The 16967-nt window shown below is 70.2% G+C and carries 13 protein-coding genes; 4 read left to right on the top strand and 9 right to left on the bottom strand.

The window, feature by feature from the left end:
• Positions 1-69: 69 nt before the first annotated feature.
• Positions 70-516, top strand: coding sequence for a winged helix-turn-helix transcriptional regulator (locus BMY74_RS35465; protein ID WP_089923868.1), 447 nt, complete (start codon positions 70-72; stop codon positions 514-516).
• A gap of 9 nt (positions 517-525) precedes the next feature.
• Here the strand turns inward: BMY74_RS35465 and BMY74_RS35460 are convergent, their stop codons facing one another.
• A complete protein-coding gene (locus BMY74_RS35460) occupies positions 526-3516 on the bottom strand; it encodes an AfsR/SARP family transcriptional regulator (RefSeq protein ID WP_177230084.1) in 2991 nt (996 codons plus the stop codon).
• Positions 3517-3701: 185 nt separating this feature from the next.
• On the opposite strand from BMY74_RS35460, the gene BMY74_RS35455 reads away from it, so the two are divergent.
• The gene (locus tag BMY74_RS35455) at positions 3702-4919 is read left to right on the top strand and encodes an aminotransferase class V-fold PLP-dependent enzyme (protein ID WP_089923866.1); all 1218 of its coding nucleotides are present in this window, start codon (positions 3702-3704) and stop codon (positions 4917-4919) included.
• Here BMY74_RS35455 and BMY74_RS35450 read toward each other — a convergent pair.
• From BMY74_RS35450 to polA, 4 genes are all read right to left on the bottom strand, one after another.
• Positions 4900-5961: an Hsp70 family protein gene (locus BMY74_RS35450; RefSeq protein ID WP_143091837.1), complete on the bottom strand. Its 1062-nt coding sequence runs from the start codon at positions 5959-5961 to the stop codon at positions 4900-4902. The genes BMY74_RS35455 and BMY74_RS35450 overlap by 20 nt on opposite strands.
• A 66-nt stretch (positions 5962-6027) precedes the next feature.
• Positions 6028-6651 (bottom strand): SecDF P1 head subdomain-containing protein, encoded by a 624-nt coding sequence (locus BMY74_RS35445; RefSeq protein WP_089923446.1) that lies wholly within the window; start codon positions 6649-6651, stop codon positions 6028-6030.
• 32 nt (positions 6652-6683) lie between these two features.
• Positions 6684-7841: a glycosyltransferase gene (locus BMY74_RS35440; protein ID WP_089923442.1), complete on the bottom strand. Its 1158-nt coding sequence runs from the start codon at positions 7839-7841 to the stop codon at positions 6684-6686.
• 468 nt (positions 7842-8309) lie between these two features.
• On the bottom strand, positions 8310-10982 hold the full coding sequence (gene polA, locus BMY74_RS35435) for a DNA polymerase I (RefSeq protein ID WP_281245027.1): 2673 nt from the start codon (positions 10980-10982) through the stop codon (positions 8310-8312).
• 106 nt (positions 10983-11088) lie between these two features.
• On the opposite strand from polA, the gene BMY74_RS35430 reads away from it, so the two are divergent.
• Together BMY74_RS35430 and BMY74_RS35425 are read left to right on the top strand one after the other, a co-directional pair.
• On the top strand, positions 11089-11448 hold the full coding sequence (locus BMY74_RS35430; protein WP_089923435.1) for a hotdog fold thioesterase: 360 nt from the start codon (positions 11089-11091) through the stop codon (positions 11446-11448).
• 77 nt (positions 11449-11525) lie between these two features.
• Positions 11526-12698 (top strand): lipase family protein, encoded by a 1173-nt coding sequence (locus tag BMY74_RS35425; RefSeq protein WP_143091836.1) that lies wholly within the window; start codon positions 11526-11528, stop codon positions 12696-12698.
• A 56-nt stretch (positions 12699-12754) separates the two neighbouring features.
• Here the strand turns inward: BMY74_RS35425 and BMY74_RS35420 are convergent, their stop codons facing one another.
• From BMY74_RS35420 to BMY74_RS35405, 4 genes are read right to left on the bottom strand one after another with little or no spacing between them, the layout of a single operon-like run.
• Positions 12755-13471: an ABC transporter ATP-binding protein gene (locus BMY74_RS35420; protein WP_089923428.1), complete on the bottom strand. Its 717-nt coding sequence runs from the start codon at positions 13469-13471 to the stop codon at positions 12755-12757.
• Positions 13468-14286, bottom strand: a complete 819-nt coding sequence (locus BMY74_RS35415; protein ID WP_089923425.1) for an ABC transporter ATP-binding protein — start codon at positions 14284-14286, stop codon at positions 13468-13470. Before BMY74_RS35415 ends, BMY74_RS35420 begins: the two co-directional genes overlap by 4 nt.
• Positions 14283-15995: a branched-chain amino acid ABC transporter permease gene (locus BMY74_RS35410; protein WP_089923422.1), complete on the bottom strand. Its 1713-nt coding sequence runs from the start codon at positions 15993-15995 to the stop codon at positions 14283-14285. Before BMY74_RS35410 ends, BMY74_RS35415 begins: the two co-directional genes overlap by 4 nt.
• Complete coding sequence (locus tag BMY74_RS35405) at positions 15992-16906, bottom strand: branched-chain amino acid ABC transporter permease (RefSeq protein ID WP_089923419.1); 915 nt, start codon at positions 16904-16906, stop codon at positions 15992-15994. Before BMY74_RS35405 ends, BMY74_RS35410 begins: the two co-directional genes overlap by 4 nt.
• Between the last annotated feature and the right edge of the window lie 61 nt (positions 16907-16967).

Genomic DNA, 16967 nt, shown 5'->3' with positions numbered 1-16967 from the left:
GACTCCCTGAGTTCGGAATCCGAACTGTAGCTGAGTTCGAAAAACGAACGCAAGGGATATCCTGGAGTCATGCCGTACTCGAGTTTCGCGAGCATGCCCTGCACGCTGAGCCGTCCCGCGGCCCTGCTGGGCGAGCGCTGGACACTGCTGCTGCTCCGCCAGATCTTCCTGGGCACGCGCCGCTTCGAAGACTTCCAGGCCACGATGGACATCTCGCGCAGCGTCCTGACCGACCGGCTGAACGTGCTCCTGCAGGAGAACGTGCTCAAGCGCGTGCCCTATCACGAGGACGGCCGCACACGGCACGAGTACCGCCTCACGGAGAAAGGCCGCGACCTCTACCCCGTGCTGATGGCGTTGCGCACGTGGGGCGAGAGGTGGATGGCCCCCGAGGAAGAGGAGTCGTTCCAGCTGCACCACCGCGACTGCGGCGGTGGTGTGCGCGCGAAGGTGGAGTGCACCGAGTGCGCCGCCGAACTGACCGCGCGCGACGTGCAGGTGACGGCGAGGGCGTAACACCCGGCGTCAGAGGGTCGAGCGCCACCCGCCGGCACTCAGCCCCTCCAACTCCCGTGCCTCCCGCACTCCCAGCGACGCGAACAACTCCTTGGCGCGCAGCCACATCTCTTCGTCCGCGGTCGCCACCGCCAGGTCCCGCATCGTGCGCGCCCGCCAGATCGGCAGTCCCAGCGCGGTCCACTGCTCCAGCGCGTCCGCGAGGAGGTCGGAGGCCTCCGGGAGGCGGTCCTGGGCCAGCGCGAGCTCTCCGAGCGTCCGCGTCGTCAACGCGACGCCGAACCGGTCGCGCTGGCGCGTGCAGACCTCCAGGCACTCGGCCAGCAGGTCGTCGAGGCCCTCCAGGTCTCCCGTCCGCAGCGCCGCCTTGGCGAGCGACTGGGCCGCGTACGTGGCACCAAGTTCGTCGCCTGCCCCGCGCAGGATCCGCTCGGCCTCACGGCTCAGTCCCACCGCCTCCGCGTACGCGCCCGCCGCCCGGTGGCACAGGCTCAGCGCGCGCAACGCCAGTGCTTCGCCGCGCCGGTCCTCCTGCTCGCGGTAGAGCTCCACGCAGCGTTCGAACGCCCGCCGCGCCTCGTCCAGATCGCCGTGGTCGCGGTGGATCGCACCGACGCCGTAACTCGCGGCCGCGACGACGCCGTCGTCCCCCAGCGCGATCGCCTTGTCGAGCAGCTCGCGCGCCTGCGCGAACTCGGCGAGGTCGCGCCGGACCGTACCCATGCCGACGTAGGCGACGGCGAGCGTCTCCGGTTCGTCGATGGCGGCCGCGATCTCCGCCGCCTGCTCGAAGTGCGCGAGCGCCGCCGCGAAGTCGTCCTGCTCGTAGCGCAGCTGGCCGAGCCCGGCGAGCAGCACGGCCTCGGCGCGCCGGTTGCCGCGCTCGCGCACCGACCGCAGCGCCACCAGGTGCGTGCGCTGCCAGTTGCCGAACTCGTTGCGCGCCGCGAAGGGCGACGACAGCAGCGACGTGATCACGGTGGTGGTCAGCTCGTCGACACCGAGGTCGTGCGCCCGTTCGACGGCCCGCACGACGGCGTCCGTCTCGGAGTGCAGCCAGCCGGTCGGGTCCTCCTCGACGTCCTCCTCGAGCCGCGGGTCCACCTCGATCTCGGCGTGCAGCCGCGGCCGCAGCCCCAGCGTCACCCGCGGCAGCTTCCGCACCCCGGCCTCGACCAGCGCGAGCCACGTCCGCAGCAGGCGCGTGACGGCCTCCGTCACGGGTTCGCCCTCCGCCTGCTCGGCGCCGAAGAGCTGCACGAGGTCGTGGAACCGGTAGCGCACCCGGCCGATCTGGTCGACCCCGGCGACGTCCACGAGGCGCAAGTCCACCAGGTGCTCCACGACGTCTTCGGCGTCGTACGGCGAGATGTCCAGCAACGGCGCCGCGACCCACGCGCCGAAGTCCGGCAGGTCGAGCACCGACAGCAGGTGGAAGGCCTTGCGGTGCAACGGGTCCAGCTCGGCGTAGGTGAGCCTGAGCGACGACCGGATGGCGAGGTCGCCCATCTCCAGCTCGTCTAGCCTGCGCCGTTCGTCGGACAGCCGCTTGGCGAGCGTCTTCAACGGCCAGTGCGGCCGCGCCAGCAGTTTCGCGCCCGCCGCCCGCAACGCGAGCGGCACACCACCGCAGAGCCGCACGATCCGCCGCGCCGCCTCGGGCTCCGCGCCGATCCGCTCGGGGCCGACGATCCGCCCGAGCATCTCCATGCTGGTCTCCTCGCCGAGGAAGCCCAGCTCGATCGGCTCGGCGCCTTCGAGCCCGGTGAGCCTGCGGCGGCTGGTGATGATCACGAAGCAGTTCGGGTTGCCCGGCAGCAACGGCCTGACCTGCGCCTCGCTGCGGGCGTTGTCGAGCACGACCACCAGCCGCCGGTCGGCCACGGTCCGCCGGTACAGCTCGACGCGTTCGTCCGGTGCCGCCGGCTGGTCCTGGCCGGGGATGCCGAGCAGGCCGAGGAACCGGCCGACGACCTCCTGCGGTTCGAGGTCGCGCCCGCCGCCGCGCAGGTCCGCGAACAGCTGGCCGTCCGGGTAGGACTTCCGCAGAAGGTGCGCGGCGTGCACGGCCAGCGCGGACTTGCCGGCGCCCCCGAACCCGGACACCACGGCCGTCGGCGTCGCGGTACCCGTCTCGCGGTCCTCGGTGAGGCCGAACACCTGCTTGAGCGCCTCCTGGCGGCCGATGAAGTCGCTGATGTCGGGCGGCAGGTGGTGCGGGACGACCTGGTGCGTGGTCACCGCCGCCGGGGCCGCCGCCGCGGTCAGCTCCGGCGGTGCGGTCTCGAGCGTGCCGTTGAGGATGCGGGAGTGCAGGTCGCGCAGCTTCTCGCCCGGCTCGATGCCGAGCTCGTCGAGCAGGTGCTCACGCGCGTCGCGGTAGACCTGCAGCGCGTCCGCCTGCCGTCCGGCGCGGTGCAGGGCTCGCATGAGCAGCTCGCGCGTCTCCTCGCGCGTCGGGTGGGCACCGGCCAGCGCCGACAGCCGCGTGATCGCGTCCTCGACCCGGTGCTGCGCGAGTTCACAGCGGCCGAGCCCCTCCTCGGCGCTCAGCCGGGACTCCTCCAGCGCGAGCGCGTGCCCGCGGGCGAACTGCGCGTCGACGCCGTGCAACGCCGGGCCGCGCCACAACGCGAGCCCGTGCTGGTAGTGCGTGGTCGCGGTGGCGTGGTCACCGGCCCGTTCCGCCTGCCGCGCCGTCGTCAGGTGCTTCTGGAACTGCTCGACGTCGCTGTCCAGGTCGAGCAGGTAGCCCGGTGCCCTGGTGACCAGCGCGGTGCCCACCGCCCGCCGCAACGACGACACGTAGGTGTGCACCAGCGCACCCGCGGTCTGCGGTGGCGCCTCCCCCCAGATCAGGTCGATCAGCCGTTCCACCGGCACCACCTGGCGCGGCTGCAACAACAACGCGGCGAGCAGGGTCCTCGGCTTGGGACCGCCGAGACCCACCTGTCTGTCGCCTACCCGGACCTCGATCGGCCCCAACACGAGCGCTCGCACGCCCACACCCCCGTCGTCCCCCAGCGAAGCGTCTACGAGGATGCCTGATCCACTCCGGCGAGTCGAGGTGTCCGGGCCCGCGCCAACGCAGTTGCCCATCGGCGTGAGCATGCTGTGCACCGTGGAAGCGGAGGAGTTGAACACCGGACTGCCGTTCGCGTCGCCGAAGCTGTCCAATGGACGGCATGGACCGTCGTGACTTCCTGGCAGGGGCAGGACTGCTCGCCGTCGCGCCGACGGCGTCGTCGGCCGCGCGGGGAGTGGACTGGGGCGCCGTGCGGCGTGAGTTCCGGCTGGACCCGGCGCTGACCAACCTCGGGCTCTTCTACCTCGCGTCGAACCCGCGGGAGGTGCGGGACGCGATCGAGCAGTTCCGGCGCAGGCTCGACTCGAACTCGCACGACCTCATGCCCGAGGAGGCGCGGGAGGTGGCCGTCGCGCTCGGGCAGTACGTCGGCGGTGCCGCGGACGACATCGCGTTCGTGCCCAACACGACCATCGGGCTCTCGATCGTCTACGGCGGGCTGAAACTGCGCGCGGGTCAGGAGTTGCTGCTCAACGACCAGGACCACGCGTGGCACCAGCAGGCGGCACGACTGGCCGCTGGGCGGGTGGGCGCGGACGTCAGGGTCGGCACGCTCTTCGAGAACCCGGCGAAGGCCACCGAGGACGAGATCGCAACGCGCCTGCGCAACTCGATCACACCGCGGACGCGTGCCGTGGGCATCACGTGGGTGCAGTCGAGCACAGGTCTAAGAATGCCCGTGCGCGCGTGCGCTTCCGTTGTGGCGGAAGCGAACCGTGGCCGCGCACGGGAAGACCGCTGCCTCCTCGTCGTAGACGGCGTGCACGGGTTGGCGGCGGTCGACGACGACGCGGCGCGCATGGGCGCGGACGTGTTCGTGGCCGGCACGCACAAGTGGCTGTTCGGGCCGCGCGGCACCGGCATGGTGTGGGTGAACCCCGAGGTGAGCGACCAGATCGTGCCGCTGCTGCCGAGCCTGAGCGACCGCAGTCCCACGGCGTTGCTCGGGCCCGGCGGCTTCCACGCGTTCGAGCAGTACTACGCGGTGCGGGCGGCGGTGCGGTTCCACCAGCGCCTCGGCCGCGACCGCGTGGCGTCCCGGATCACCGAGCTGTCCGCGCGGTTCTCCGCCGGCCTCGCCGAGATCCCCGGAGTCGTCGTCCACACGCCTCGCGACGCCTCGGTCTCCGCGGGCATGGTGTGCTTCGACGTCCCCGGCCGCACCGGCCCCGAGCTGGTGGAACTGTTGCGGCAGAAGAACATCCAGATCACCACGGCCTCGTACCGCATCCCGTACGCGCGGGTCGGCACGTCCATCCTCAACACGCCGGAGGAGATCGACCGGACCGTGCGGGAGATCAGCGCGCTGGCTCGCTGATCCGGGGCAGTTCGGCCGTGCCCGGCGGCTCGAGCCGCACGCTCGTGTTCTCCATCTTCACCTGAGGCCGGTTCATCGCGTCGTGCGCGAACCACCCACCTCCGAGCACGAGCACGAGCAACCCCGCAGCGATGAACGGCGTGGTCGGGATCCGCCGCTCCGGTTCTTCCTCCCGCGGCTTCGGCACCTCGACGGTCGGCTCCTCCGCGGGCTCCGGTTCGAGCTGTCTCGCCTCGAGGTAGGCCCCCGTCGCGGCAGCACCGTCCGGCGCCCGCACCACCGGCACGTGCAGCCGTTCCACGATCTCCCGCACCACCAGCGGAATCCGCGACGACCCGCCCACGAGCAGGACGACGTCGGGCAGGCACGACCCCGCGCTGCCGGCCACGCGTTCCAGCGCGTCGACCACCGACTCGACCGACGGCCGGATGACCGCCTCGAACTCCAACCGGCTCAGCCTGACCTCACGCACCTCACCACTCGTCGCGACGTAGGGGATCCGCACCTCCGGATAGCTGCCCAGCAGCTCCTTCGCCTCGACGCAGCTCCGCACGAGTTCACGGCTGTGCGTGCCGATCTTCGCGATCACGTGCTCCGCCACCAGCTCGTCGAGGTCGAACCCACCGACCTCGACCCGTTCGGGCTGCCCGGCCAGCAGCAACACGCCCTGCTTGCGCAGCACCGCGATGTCGCACCCGGTGGCACCGAAGTCGAACACCGCCACCGTGCCGTGCTCGGGCATCTGCGCGTCAGCGTCGAACGCGATAGCGGCGGCATGAGGTGCGGGCACGAACAACACGTCCGCACGTCCCGCGTCGATGAGGTCCTGGCGTACCTGCTCGAGGTGCTCGTGCGGCCAGCACAGCGGATGCGTCATCGCCACCCGGCTGGGCGGCTCCCCGTGCCGGTGAGCGAGGTCGTCGAGAACGCTCGCGATCTCCCTGGCCGCCGCCTGCTGACGCCGGCCGCCGGTCGTGACGCCACCGGCCGTGGCGACGGTGGTGCCTGCGGATCCGAGATCGAGCCCAACCTGGTACGACATGCGGGTCACCCCTCACTGCGGACACCCACCACACGTACGTCCCAGCCGGCCCGGTTCAGATGTCCTTCACCGGCCCACCAGCTGCCGCGCGAGCTGGTCGGCCTCGTCCCGGGTGAACCCGCCGGAGATCTGCGCCGAGCCGCCGGTGATCGGCGACTGCACGGTGGGCGCGCTGAGCACCCGCCCGTTGATCAGGATCGCGACCTGCTCACCGACGTTGGCCGTCGTGAAGTCGCTCCACGTCCGCGCACCCCCGGCGTCGAACTCGACCGTCACCACGAAGCCCGCCCCGGACGGGTCGACCTCCGCCGACGCCGCAGCGACCCGATCCCCGTCCAGGAAGACCGGCCCGAGGTCGTACTTGAACTCACCGGCGTCACAGGTGACCAACGGCGCCACCGGGTCGTCGTTGCCGACCAGCGGGTCCGGAGCAGCGCAGTCCAGCACACCGAGCGCCTGCTCCCGAACCTTCGCGTCCGCACTCTGCCGAACCGCCCGCGCCGTCCCGACCGCCGGATCGCCCGCCTCGTTCTGCCGCACCGGATGGTCGGCCGACGGCCTGGAGGTGGGAGCCTGCCCCTCGACCTTCCGGAAGGTCAGCTGGCCCGTGAGCCACTCCTCCCTCGCCGGTGTGCCCGGCTCCGTCGCCGTGCAGGCGGTGAGCAGCAAAACCAGGGCGAGGATCCTCATGCCGTTGGCTTACCACGCACCCACGGCCCGGTTCAGGCGAATCGCAACGCCATCAGCCGTTCCGCCGCAACCCGCGCACCGTCCGTGCGCACCTCTACGGCCACCTCTGCCGCTTGCGGAGCGAGCCGGAGCGCCTCGCCAAGCACCTCCGCCGTCACTGCCGGTGCCGAGCACCCGACATCCAGCCGCTCGACCTGCCTCCCCCAGTAGTACTGGTCGTACATGTGGGGCACCACGACCTGCGGTCTCCCGGCCAGCGCGGCCGTCGTGGAGGTGCCGGCGCCACCGTGGTGCACGACCAGAGCGACCCGCCGGAACAACGCCTGCTGGTTCACCTCCCCGATGGCGATGCAGTCCTCGCCGTCGTCCGGCAGTTCCAAGCCCGCCCAACCTCGTTGCAGGACAACACGTTCACCCAGCCGACGCGCTGCCTCGACGGCCCCGTCCAGTCGGCCGCGCATGCTGCCGAGACCGAAGTAGACCGGCGGCTCGCCCTCGTCCAGGAACGCCTCCAGCTCCGGACTCAGCGGCCTCCGATCGTCGAGCAACCAGGCACCGGTCTGCACCACTTCACCGGGCCCGGGCCACGGCCCGAGCACCGGATCCGCCGCGAGCCAGGGCGCATCGCCGAAGATGTGGTCACGCACGTCCTCGATCGGCGCCAGGTCCAGTTTGCCGCGTTCGTCATTGAGCGCCTCACGCGAACTCGTGAAGTACTGCCGTTGCCGCTCCCACTGCGCGAGGTTCTCCTCAGCCGTGCCCTCCACCGGAACGTTCCCGAGCATCGCCGGCGGAGCGTGATGCGGCGAGGGCATGGTGTTCGCACAGAAACTCGCGTACACGTACCGCGCCCCGATGCTCTCCGCCACGGACCGCGTCGCGTGCTGCAACGCACCCCCTGCCACGAGAACATCGGCCCGACCGGCCGCCCCCGCGACGACCCGGAACTGCTCTCTGACCGACTCCTCGGCCAACCTCCGCAACTCGCCCACCGCGAGCTCCACCGCCTTGGTGGCGCGCAGGGTGGGCCCGACCGGCGTGAAGCCGACGCCGTGGCCCGTGACGAGTCCCTCGAAGTCCGGCGGCGCCACGACCTCGACGTCGTTCCCGAGCTCCTTCAACCGCACGGCCAGCGCGGTGAGCGGCTGCGCCTCGCCCCGAGACCCGATGGTGGACAGCAGAAATCGCATCGCGGAACCCCTCAATTCCCTGTGAGGCCACGAATTGTGGGGCCGCCACCGGGTCTTGCGGCAAGCCCCACCGCGCGCTATAAGTTCCAATGGGGCAAACGATTCCGCGGCCGCCGCCCACGCGAGCGCCGCACCGCCGTCGCATCTGCTGCCCACACGGCAGCCGTGTCACGCGCCCCTCCGCCCGGACAGCAGCAGCCACGCCGCCCATCAGCCACGCCCGCCAGGCGGCCGTGCATCCCCCGCACTCAGCGATCGCGTCACCCAGCGCCCACGCTCGCGCAGCAGCCACGCCGCTCGCCCAGCCCACACCGCTCACCCCACGCCGCACCATCCCACTCCTCGCCAGCGCGGCAGCCACCCATCCACCACCCTCACCGCACAGCACCCCACCCGCGCGCCCCCGGACAGCACTCAGCCCCGGCCGAGCCTGGGGCTCAACCGGGGCTGCGGGCCAAGCGGCTCGCCCTAGTGGGCGGCGTCGTCCCAGGAGCGGCCCACGCCCACCGACACCTCCAGCGGCACCCGCAGCTGGTAGGCGTTGCCCATCTGGTCGCGCACGAGGGCCTCGACGGCCTCGCGCTCGCCCTCGGCCACCTCGAGCACCAGTTCGTCGTGCACCTGCAGGAGCATGCGCGAGCGCAGGTCCGAGGACTCGAGCGCGCGGTAGACGCCCAGCATGGCCACCTTGATGATGTCCGCGGCGCTGCCCTGGATCGGGGCGTTGAGGGCCATGCGCTCGGCCATCTCGCGGCGCTGGCGGTTGTCCGACGTCAGGTCCGGCAGGTAGCGGCGGCGGCCGAGGACGGTCTCGGTGTAGCCGTCCTTGCGGGCCTTCTCGACGATCTCGTTGAGGTAGTCGCGCACGCCGCCGAAGCGGGAGAAGTACGCCTCCATCTGCTCGCGGGCCTCTTCGGTCGGGATGCGCAGCTGCTGCGACAGGCCGAACACCGACAGGCCGTAGGCCAGGCCGTACGACATCGCCTTGATGCGGCGGCGCATCTCGCCCGTCACCTCGGAGGTGGGGATCGAGAACGCCTGCGACGCCACGTAGGTGTGCAGGTCCTCGCCCGAGTTGAACGCCGCGATCAGGCCCTCGTCGCCGGACAGCGTGGCCATGATGCGCATCTCGATCTGGCTGTAGTCCGCGGTCATCAGCTCCGCGTAGCCCTCGCCGACGACGAACGCCTGGCGGATGCGGCGGCCCTCGTCCGTGCGGATCGGGATGTTCTGCAGGTTCGGGTCCGTCGAGGACAGCCGGCCCGTGGCGGCGATCGTCTGGTGGAACGTCGTGTGGATGCGGCCGTCGTCGGCCACCGACTTCAGCAGACCGTCCACAGTGGACTTGAGCCGGGTGACGTCGCGGTGCGCGAGCAGGTGCTGCAGGAACGGGTGCTCGGTCTGCTCGAACAGGTTCTGCAGCGCGTCGGCGTCCGTGGTGTAGCCGGTCTTGGTCTTCTTCGTCTTCGGCATGTTGAGCTCGTCGAAGAGGACCGTCTGCAGCTGCTTCGGGCTGCCGAGGTTGATCTCCTTGCCGATCACCGAGTACGCGTCCTGCGCCGCCTGCTTCACGCCGGCCGCGAAGTGCGCCTCCAGCTCCGAGAGGTGCTCGACGTCGATCGCGATGCCGACGGCCTCGACCTCGTCGAGCACGTTCATCAACGGCAGCTCGAGGTTCGCGAGCAGGTCTGCGCCGCCGATCGTCACCAGTTCCTCGTCGAGCCGGTCGGCGAGCTCGGCGACGGCACGCGCGCGCAGGATCGTGCTCGTGGCGAGCTTCTGCGCCTCCTCAGACTCGTCGGAGAGCAACGACAGCTGGCCGTCACCGGACTCCTCAGCCCGCAGCTCGCGCTTGAGGTAGCGCAGCGCGAGGTCGTCCAGCGCGAACGAGCGCTGGCCGGGACGCACCAGGTAGGCGGCGAGCGCCGTGTCCGACGTCAGGCCGCGCAACTTCCAGCCGCGGGCGCGCACCCGGCGCAGCGGCAGCTTCAGGTCGTGGCCCGCCTTGGCCACGGACTCGTCGGCGAGCCACGCGGCGAGCGCCTGCTCGTCGGCCTCGTTCAGCTGCGTGACGTCGACGTACCCGCCCTCACCGGTGGCGGTGCACAGCGCGACGCCCTCCAGATCGGTCGTGATGCGCAACGCGACGCCGACCCTGCTCCCGCGGGCGTTAGCGTCGAGCCACTGCGCGAGCGTGCCCGCGGGGATCGCGCCGCCGGACACCTCGAAGCCCTCCTCGGCCTCCGGCTCGGCGGTCGACAGCGTCTGGAAGAGACGGTCGCGCAGGACGCGGAACTCCAGCTCGTCGAACAGCGCGTGCACGGCGTCGCGGTCCCACTGCTGCGCCTCGAGGCCGTCGATCGTGTACGGCAGCTCGACGTCCTTGATGAGCTCCGTGAGCTGGCGGTTCATGATGATGTTCGCCAGGTTGCCGCGCAGCGCCTCGCCGACCTTGCCCGGCACCTCGTCGATGCGGTCGACCAGCTCGTTCAGCCCGCCGAACTGGTTGAGCAGCTTGATGATCGTCTTCGGGCCGACGCCGGGGGTGTTCGGCAGGTTGTCCGACGAGTCGCCGCGCACCGCCGCGTAGTCCGCGTACTGGTCGGGCCGCACGCCGTGCTTCTCCTCGACGTACGCCGGGGTGAAGCGGCCCATCTCCGAGACGCCCTTGACCGGGTACAGCACCGTCACCTTGTCGTTGACCAGCTGGAACGCGTCGCGGTCGCCGGTGACGATCTCCACCTCGACGCCCTGCGCCACGGCCTGCGTGGTCAGGGTCGCGATGATGTCGTCCGCCTCGTAGTTCTCCTTCTCCATGGTCGGGATGGCCAGCGTGGCCAGCACGTCCTTGATCAGGGAGACCTGGCTGCGGAACTCGTCCGGCGTCTTCGAGCGGCCGGCCTTGTACTCGGGGTACTGCTCGGAGCGGAACGTCTTGCGCGAGACGTCGAACGCCACCGCCACGTGCGTCGGCTTCTCGTCGCGCAGGATGTTGATCAACATGGACGTGAACCCGTACACGGCGTTCGTGACCTGGCCCGTCTTCGTCACGAAGTTCTCTGCGGGCAGGGCGTAGAACGCTCGGTAGGCCATCGAGTGACCGTCGATGAGCAGGAGCCGCTTCACGTCTGAGGTAGTCACGGGCCCGAGTCTAGGGTGGGGGTCTGACAGTTCTGCTTGAACCCTTGGAGCACGCGTGACCCCCGACCTGCCACTCGACTTCGCCGACGAGCAGTTGCACACCCGCATGGGCATCGAAATCACCCGATGGGATGTGCAGGAGATGATCGGCACGATGCCGGTGAAGGGCAACCGCCAGCCGTTCGGCCTGCTCCACGGCGGTGCGAACGCGGTGCTCGCCGAGCAGCTGGGGTCCATCGCGTCCGCCATGCACGCCTCCGAGCACGGCCTCATCGCACTCGGGCTCGAGCTGTCCTGCACCCACCACCGAGCGGCGCGCGAGGGGATCGTGACCGGTGTGGCACGGCCGATCCACCTGGGACGCAGCACGACCACGTACGAGATCGTGATCACCGACGAGGAGGGCAGGCGCACCTGCACCGCCCGCCTCACCTGCATCCTGCGCCCCAAGCCGCCGGGCGCCTGAGAACTGGGGTAAACCACACCATTTTTGTGTGGCCCACCCCAGTGTGCGACCAAGATCAGCCCGAGATCGTGGTGCGCATGACCTTCACGACTCGACTGACAGCAGCGGTCCTGTGCGGCGCGCTGGTCGCGGCCACGGCCCCGGCCACCGCGTCGGCCCGCACGGCTCGCGGCGCGCTCCTCGACGTCGTCCCGGTGTCCACGGTGGACACCACCCAGCTGGTCGAGTACCTGGGGGACCACGCCCTGGACGCCTCGCGCGTCCGCTTCGCCGTGGAGGCGAAGCGCATCACCTACCGGACCATCGACGCCTTCGGCAGACCGACGACGGCAAGCGCGCTGATCGCCTTGCCGCGCAACGGAGACCGCACGCCGCGGCAGGCCACCTGGCTGCACGGCACCACGGGCTACCGGGGTTCCGTCGCGTCGGTGGCGGACGGCAACGACCGAGCCGCGACCTACCTCTTCGCCTCGGCGGGCTACCTGACCACGGCCCCGGACTACCTGGGCCTGGGCACCGGCCCCGGTTTTCACCCGTACGTGGACGTCAGCTCCACCGTCACGGCGTCCGTCGACGCCCTGCGCGCCGCCCGCGCCCACGCCGCCTCGCTGGGCCTGCGCCCGGACCGGCGCGTCATGATCACCGGCCACTCCCAGGGCGGTCACGCGGCCATGGCACTGGGCCGGGCCCTGCAGCACGGCGCCGACCCACGCCTGGAGGTGGGCGCCCTGGCCCCGATAGGTGGCCCGTTCAAGCCGAGCCTGCTCGTGGCCAGAGCGCTGAAGGACGAGATCGCCAACGGCGTCGCGTACATGGCGTACTGGACGGTGGCCTGGAACCGCCTCTTCCACCTCTACGACAGCCCGGCCGAGGTCTTCCGCGACCCGTCGATCGAGGCCCTGTTCGACGGCGAGCACCGCAACGAGGACATCTTCCCGCGCCTCCCGGCCACGATGCGGGAGCTCCTGACCGACGGCTACTTCGCCCGCCTCCAGCACCCCACCGGCGTCCTGGAGGCGAAACTGCGCGAGGCGGACAGCACCTGCGACTGGCGCCCGGAGGTGCCCGTCACGCTCTACTCCTCGGCAGGCGACCGCGACACGCTCCTCGAAACGTCCGCGTACTGCGACCGTCGGCTGGAGCAGCGCCACGCCCGCAGCACGCTCGTCGACCTCGGCGCGGACGTGAACCACGGCAGGGCGGCCAAACTGGCCCTGCCCCGGATCCTGGCCGACTTCGACCGCGCCTGAAACGAAAAGCGGGGCGGAGGACAAGTCCTCCGCCCCGCTCCCCCGAACGAAAACCCTCAGTGGGCCTCGCCCAGGTACGCGTCGCGCACCCGCTGGTCGGCCAGGAGCGAGTGCCCCGGACCGTCCAGGGTGGTCCTGCCGAGGTCGATCACGTAGCCGTGGTCCGACAACGCGAGCGCCGCCAGGGCGTTCTGCTCCACCAGGAGGATGGTGGTGCCGAGCGACTGCAGCTCCTTGATGGTGTCGAAGATCCGCTGCGTCATGATCGGCGAGAGGCCCATGGAGGGCTCGTCGAGCATGAGCAGGCGGGGCTTGGACATCATCGCGCGGCCGATGGCGAGCATCTGCTGCTCACCACCGGAGAAGAGGCCCGCCTTGTTGTGGCGGCGCTCTCCCAGGACGGGGAACAGCTCGTAGACGCGGTCCATGTCGGCCTGGACACCGTCGTCCTTGCGGACGTACGCGCCGAGCTGCAGGTTCTCCTCCACGGTCATGCGCGGGAAGAGCCGGCGTCCCTCGGGCGAGTGCGAGATACCCATGCCGAGGATGGCGTGGGCGGGCTCGCCGTGGATCTCCTTGCCCTGGAACCGGATGGAGCCGTTGGTCGGCCGCAACAGACCCGAGATGGTGCGCAGGGTCGTGGTCTTGCCCGCACCGTTCGAGCCGATCAGCGACACGATCTGGCCGGCCTCGACGGTGAACGAGATGTCGCGGACGGCCTCGATGGCGCCGTAGGCGACCGAAAGGTTGCGGACTTCGAGCAGCGCGGTCATGCCTGCTCCTCCTCAGCAGCAGCGGCGGCCTCGACGTCGTGCTGGACTTCCTCCGGCGGCTTGCCGAGGTAGGCCTCGACCACCCGCGGGTCCGCCCGCACGACCTCGGGGCTGCCCTCGACGAGCAGCTCGCCCTGCACGAGCACGGAGACCGAGTCGCACAGACCGAAGATGAACTTGATGTCGTGCTCGATGACCACGACGGACACACCCGTCTCGCGGATGCGGAAGATCAGCTGCTGCGTCGCTTCCGTCTCCTGCGGGTTCATGCCCGCGGTGGGCTCGTCCAGCAGCAGCACCGCCGGGTCCGTCGCGAGCGCACGCGCGATCTCCAGACGGCGCTGGTCGCCGTAGGGGAGGTTGCGCGAGAGCTCGTCCTCGACGCCGTTCAGGCCGACGAACGCGAGCAGCTCCCGCGACCGCTCGCGCGCCGCCTTCTCCCCGCGCTGGTAGGCGGGGCCGTGGAACAGCGAGGCCAGCGGGCCCTGCTTCATCCGGACGTGCCGGCCGACCATGACGTTCTCCAGCACGGTCATGCTGGGGAACAGGCGGATGTTCTGGAACGTGCGGGCCACGCCCGCGTCCGTCACCTTCGCCGGGTCGCCGGGCAGGACGTTGCCCTTGAGCAGCACCTGCCCGGTGGTCGGCGTGTACAGACCCGTCAGGCAGTTGAAGAAGGTGGTCTTCCCCGCGCCGTTCGGGCCGATGAGGCCGACGATCTTGCCTTCCTCGAGCGTCAGAGTGACGCCCTTCAACGCCTTGAGGCCACCGAAGACCATCGAGACGTCGCGCGCCTCCAAAACCGGCGTGCTCATGCCTTCTTCGCCTCCAAATGCGCCTCTTCGGCGTTCTCGTCGGCGCGTTCGACCATCTCAGCGCGCCTGTGCGCATCGGGGATCAGGCCGACCGGCCGGAACCGCATGATCAGGATCAGCGCGAGGCCGAAGATCATGAGGCGGTAGTCCTCGAAGTCCCTCAGCTTCTCGGGCAGCACGAACAGCAGCGCGGCACCGAGGACGGCGCCGGGGATCGAGCCCATGCCGCCGAGGATGACCGCCGCGAGCAGCGTGACCGACTCGAGGAACTTGAACGACTCGTACGAGACGGTGCCGTTCTTGTGCGCGAACACCGCGCCCGCGAGACCCGCGAGCATGGCGCCGATGAGGAACGCGAGGATCTTCATCTTGCCGGTGCGGATGCCCATCGCGCGGGCGGCGTCCTCGTCCTCGCGGATCGCGATCCAGGCACGGCCGATGCGGCTGAACTTGAGGTTCGCGAACACCGCCATCGTCGCCGCGACGAGCAGCACGATGAGGACGTAGTAGAGGACACCGGCGGGCAGCTTCACCGCGCCGATCGTGAACGACTTGTTGAACTCCGCCCCGAACAACGACAGCGCCGGAATGCCCGGGATGGCGTTGGAGCCGTTGGTGAAGCCACCGATGTCGTTCTGCGCGGAGCGGGTGAAGATCTCACCGAACGCCAGCGTCACGATCGCCAGGTAGTCACCGCGGACCCGCAGCGTCGGCGAACCGACGATGGCGCCGAAGATGCCGGCCACGACTGCCGCGATGACGGCGGCGACGGGGAACGGCAGGTCGAAGCCGAAGTACGCGGTGGCGGCACCGGAGAAGTTCGCTGCCACGAGGGCACCGATGCCCATGAACGCCACGTACCCGAGGTCGAGCAGACCCGCGAGGCCGACGACGATGTTCAGGCCGATCGCGGTGGCGGCGTAGATGCCGATGTTCGCCGCGACCGTCATCCAGTACTCGTTGCCCGCCTCGGTGAACGGCAGCAGCAGCGCGCACGCGGCCAGCACGATCACGCTGAACACGCGGTGCTGCTCCGACAGGGCCGAGATCCAGCGGACGAACCCGACGCCGCTCAGCGCCGCCAGCAGACCGCCGGCGAACCCGAGGAACGACAGGAAGATCGCGCCCGCGTACGGGTTGGCCGAGCCGACGCCACCGGTGGTCAGCATCGCGGCGACGGCGTAGAGCACCGCGCCGAACGACACCAGCAGCACCAGGTACGCGACCGGCGTGGAGACCTTGAACTTCCACTCGCCCACCGGCTCGATGCCGATGCCGTAGCCCGCCAGGATCGTCAGCACACCGGCGACGAGGCCGACGATGCCACCGAACGCCGTGGCGCCGTCGAGGGCCGTCACGGCACCAAGGCCGCCACCCTTGACGGTGATGTACGCCGTGTTGACGAACGACACGAGCGTGAGGCCCCAGCCGAGCGCCCGGACGACGCGGCCCTTGGACGGGACCGGCGCGAAGGCGGCGACGAGGACGAGGACGCCCAGCACCAGCACGTGCCACCGGAAACCGGTGACCTGGAACGGCGCGTCGAAGAACTGCAGCGTCGACTTGTCGGGCCAGTTGCCGTCGTTGAGCGTGAACGTGACCCACGGCAGGAGTGCCGCGACGATGCCGAGCACGCCACCGGCGGCCGCGAACGGCTTGCCGAGAGGCGCGAGCGCGGAGCGCTTCGCAGAGGTGTCGACCGTACTCATGCGCGCACCCTTTCCGGCTCACCGAACAGACCCTGCGGGCGGAAGACGAGCACGAGGATCAGCACGACGAAGATCCACACGTAGTCGTACTGGGTGCCGCCCGGCATGTACTGACCGGCCACGGTCTTGATCAGACCGATGATGAACGCGCCGATGACCGCGCCGCGGATGCTGCCGACGCCGCCCAGGACGGCCGCCGTGAAGGCGAAGATGCCGTTCTGGAAGCCCATGTCGATGTTGATGTTGTTCAGGTAGCCGCCGAACATGATGCCCGCGACACCGGCGAGCACGGCACCGATGATGAACGTCAGCACGATCACGCGGTCGGGGTTGACGCCCATGAGCTTCGCGGTGTCGGGGTCCTGCGCGGTGGCCCGCATCGCGCGGCCCATGCGGGACCGGTTGATGTAGGTCTGCAGGATGACCGCGAGGCCCACGGAGAGCACGACGAGCATGATGCCGGTCCACGAGATGTTGACCGAGCCGATCGTCAGGTTGCCCTCGGGGAAGACCTTCGGGTACGGCAGGTTCGACTTGGCGTTCGGGTAGAAGACGCGCACAGCCTCCTGCAGGAACACGGACACGCCGAGCGCTGTGATCAGCGGTGCCAGCCGGGGCGCGTTGCGCAGCGGCCGGTAGGCGAACCGTTCCATGATCACGGCCACGACGACCGCCACCACGATGCCGCCGACGAACATGAGCGGCAGTGCCACGGCAGGCGACTTCTTGAGGTCGTCAGGAAGAAGCGTGAACGTGGCGAGGCCTCCGTACGAGGCCACCATGAAAACCTCGCCGTGAGCGAAGTTGATCAGCTGGATGATGCCGTACACCATCGTGTACCCGAGGGCGATCAGGGCGATCAACGCACCCTGAACGACCCCGTTGGCCAGCTGTTGGAGCAGGACTGACACGACTACCTCCGTAGACGGCGGGGGCGAGCAAACAACGCCCGCCCCCGCCGTGGCTCAATCA

It is taken from the genome of Lentzea albida, from assembly GCF_900111005.1.
Lineage (GTDB): Bacteria > Actinomycetota > Actinomycetes > Mycobacteriales > Pseudonocardiaceae > Lentzea > Lentzea albida.
This window is presented reverse-complemented; position numbering and strand designations above follow the sequence as displayed.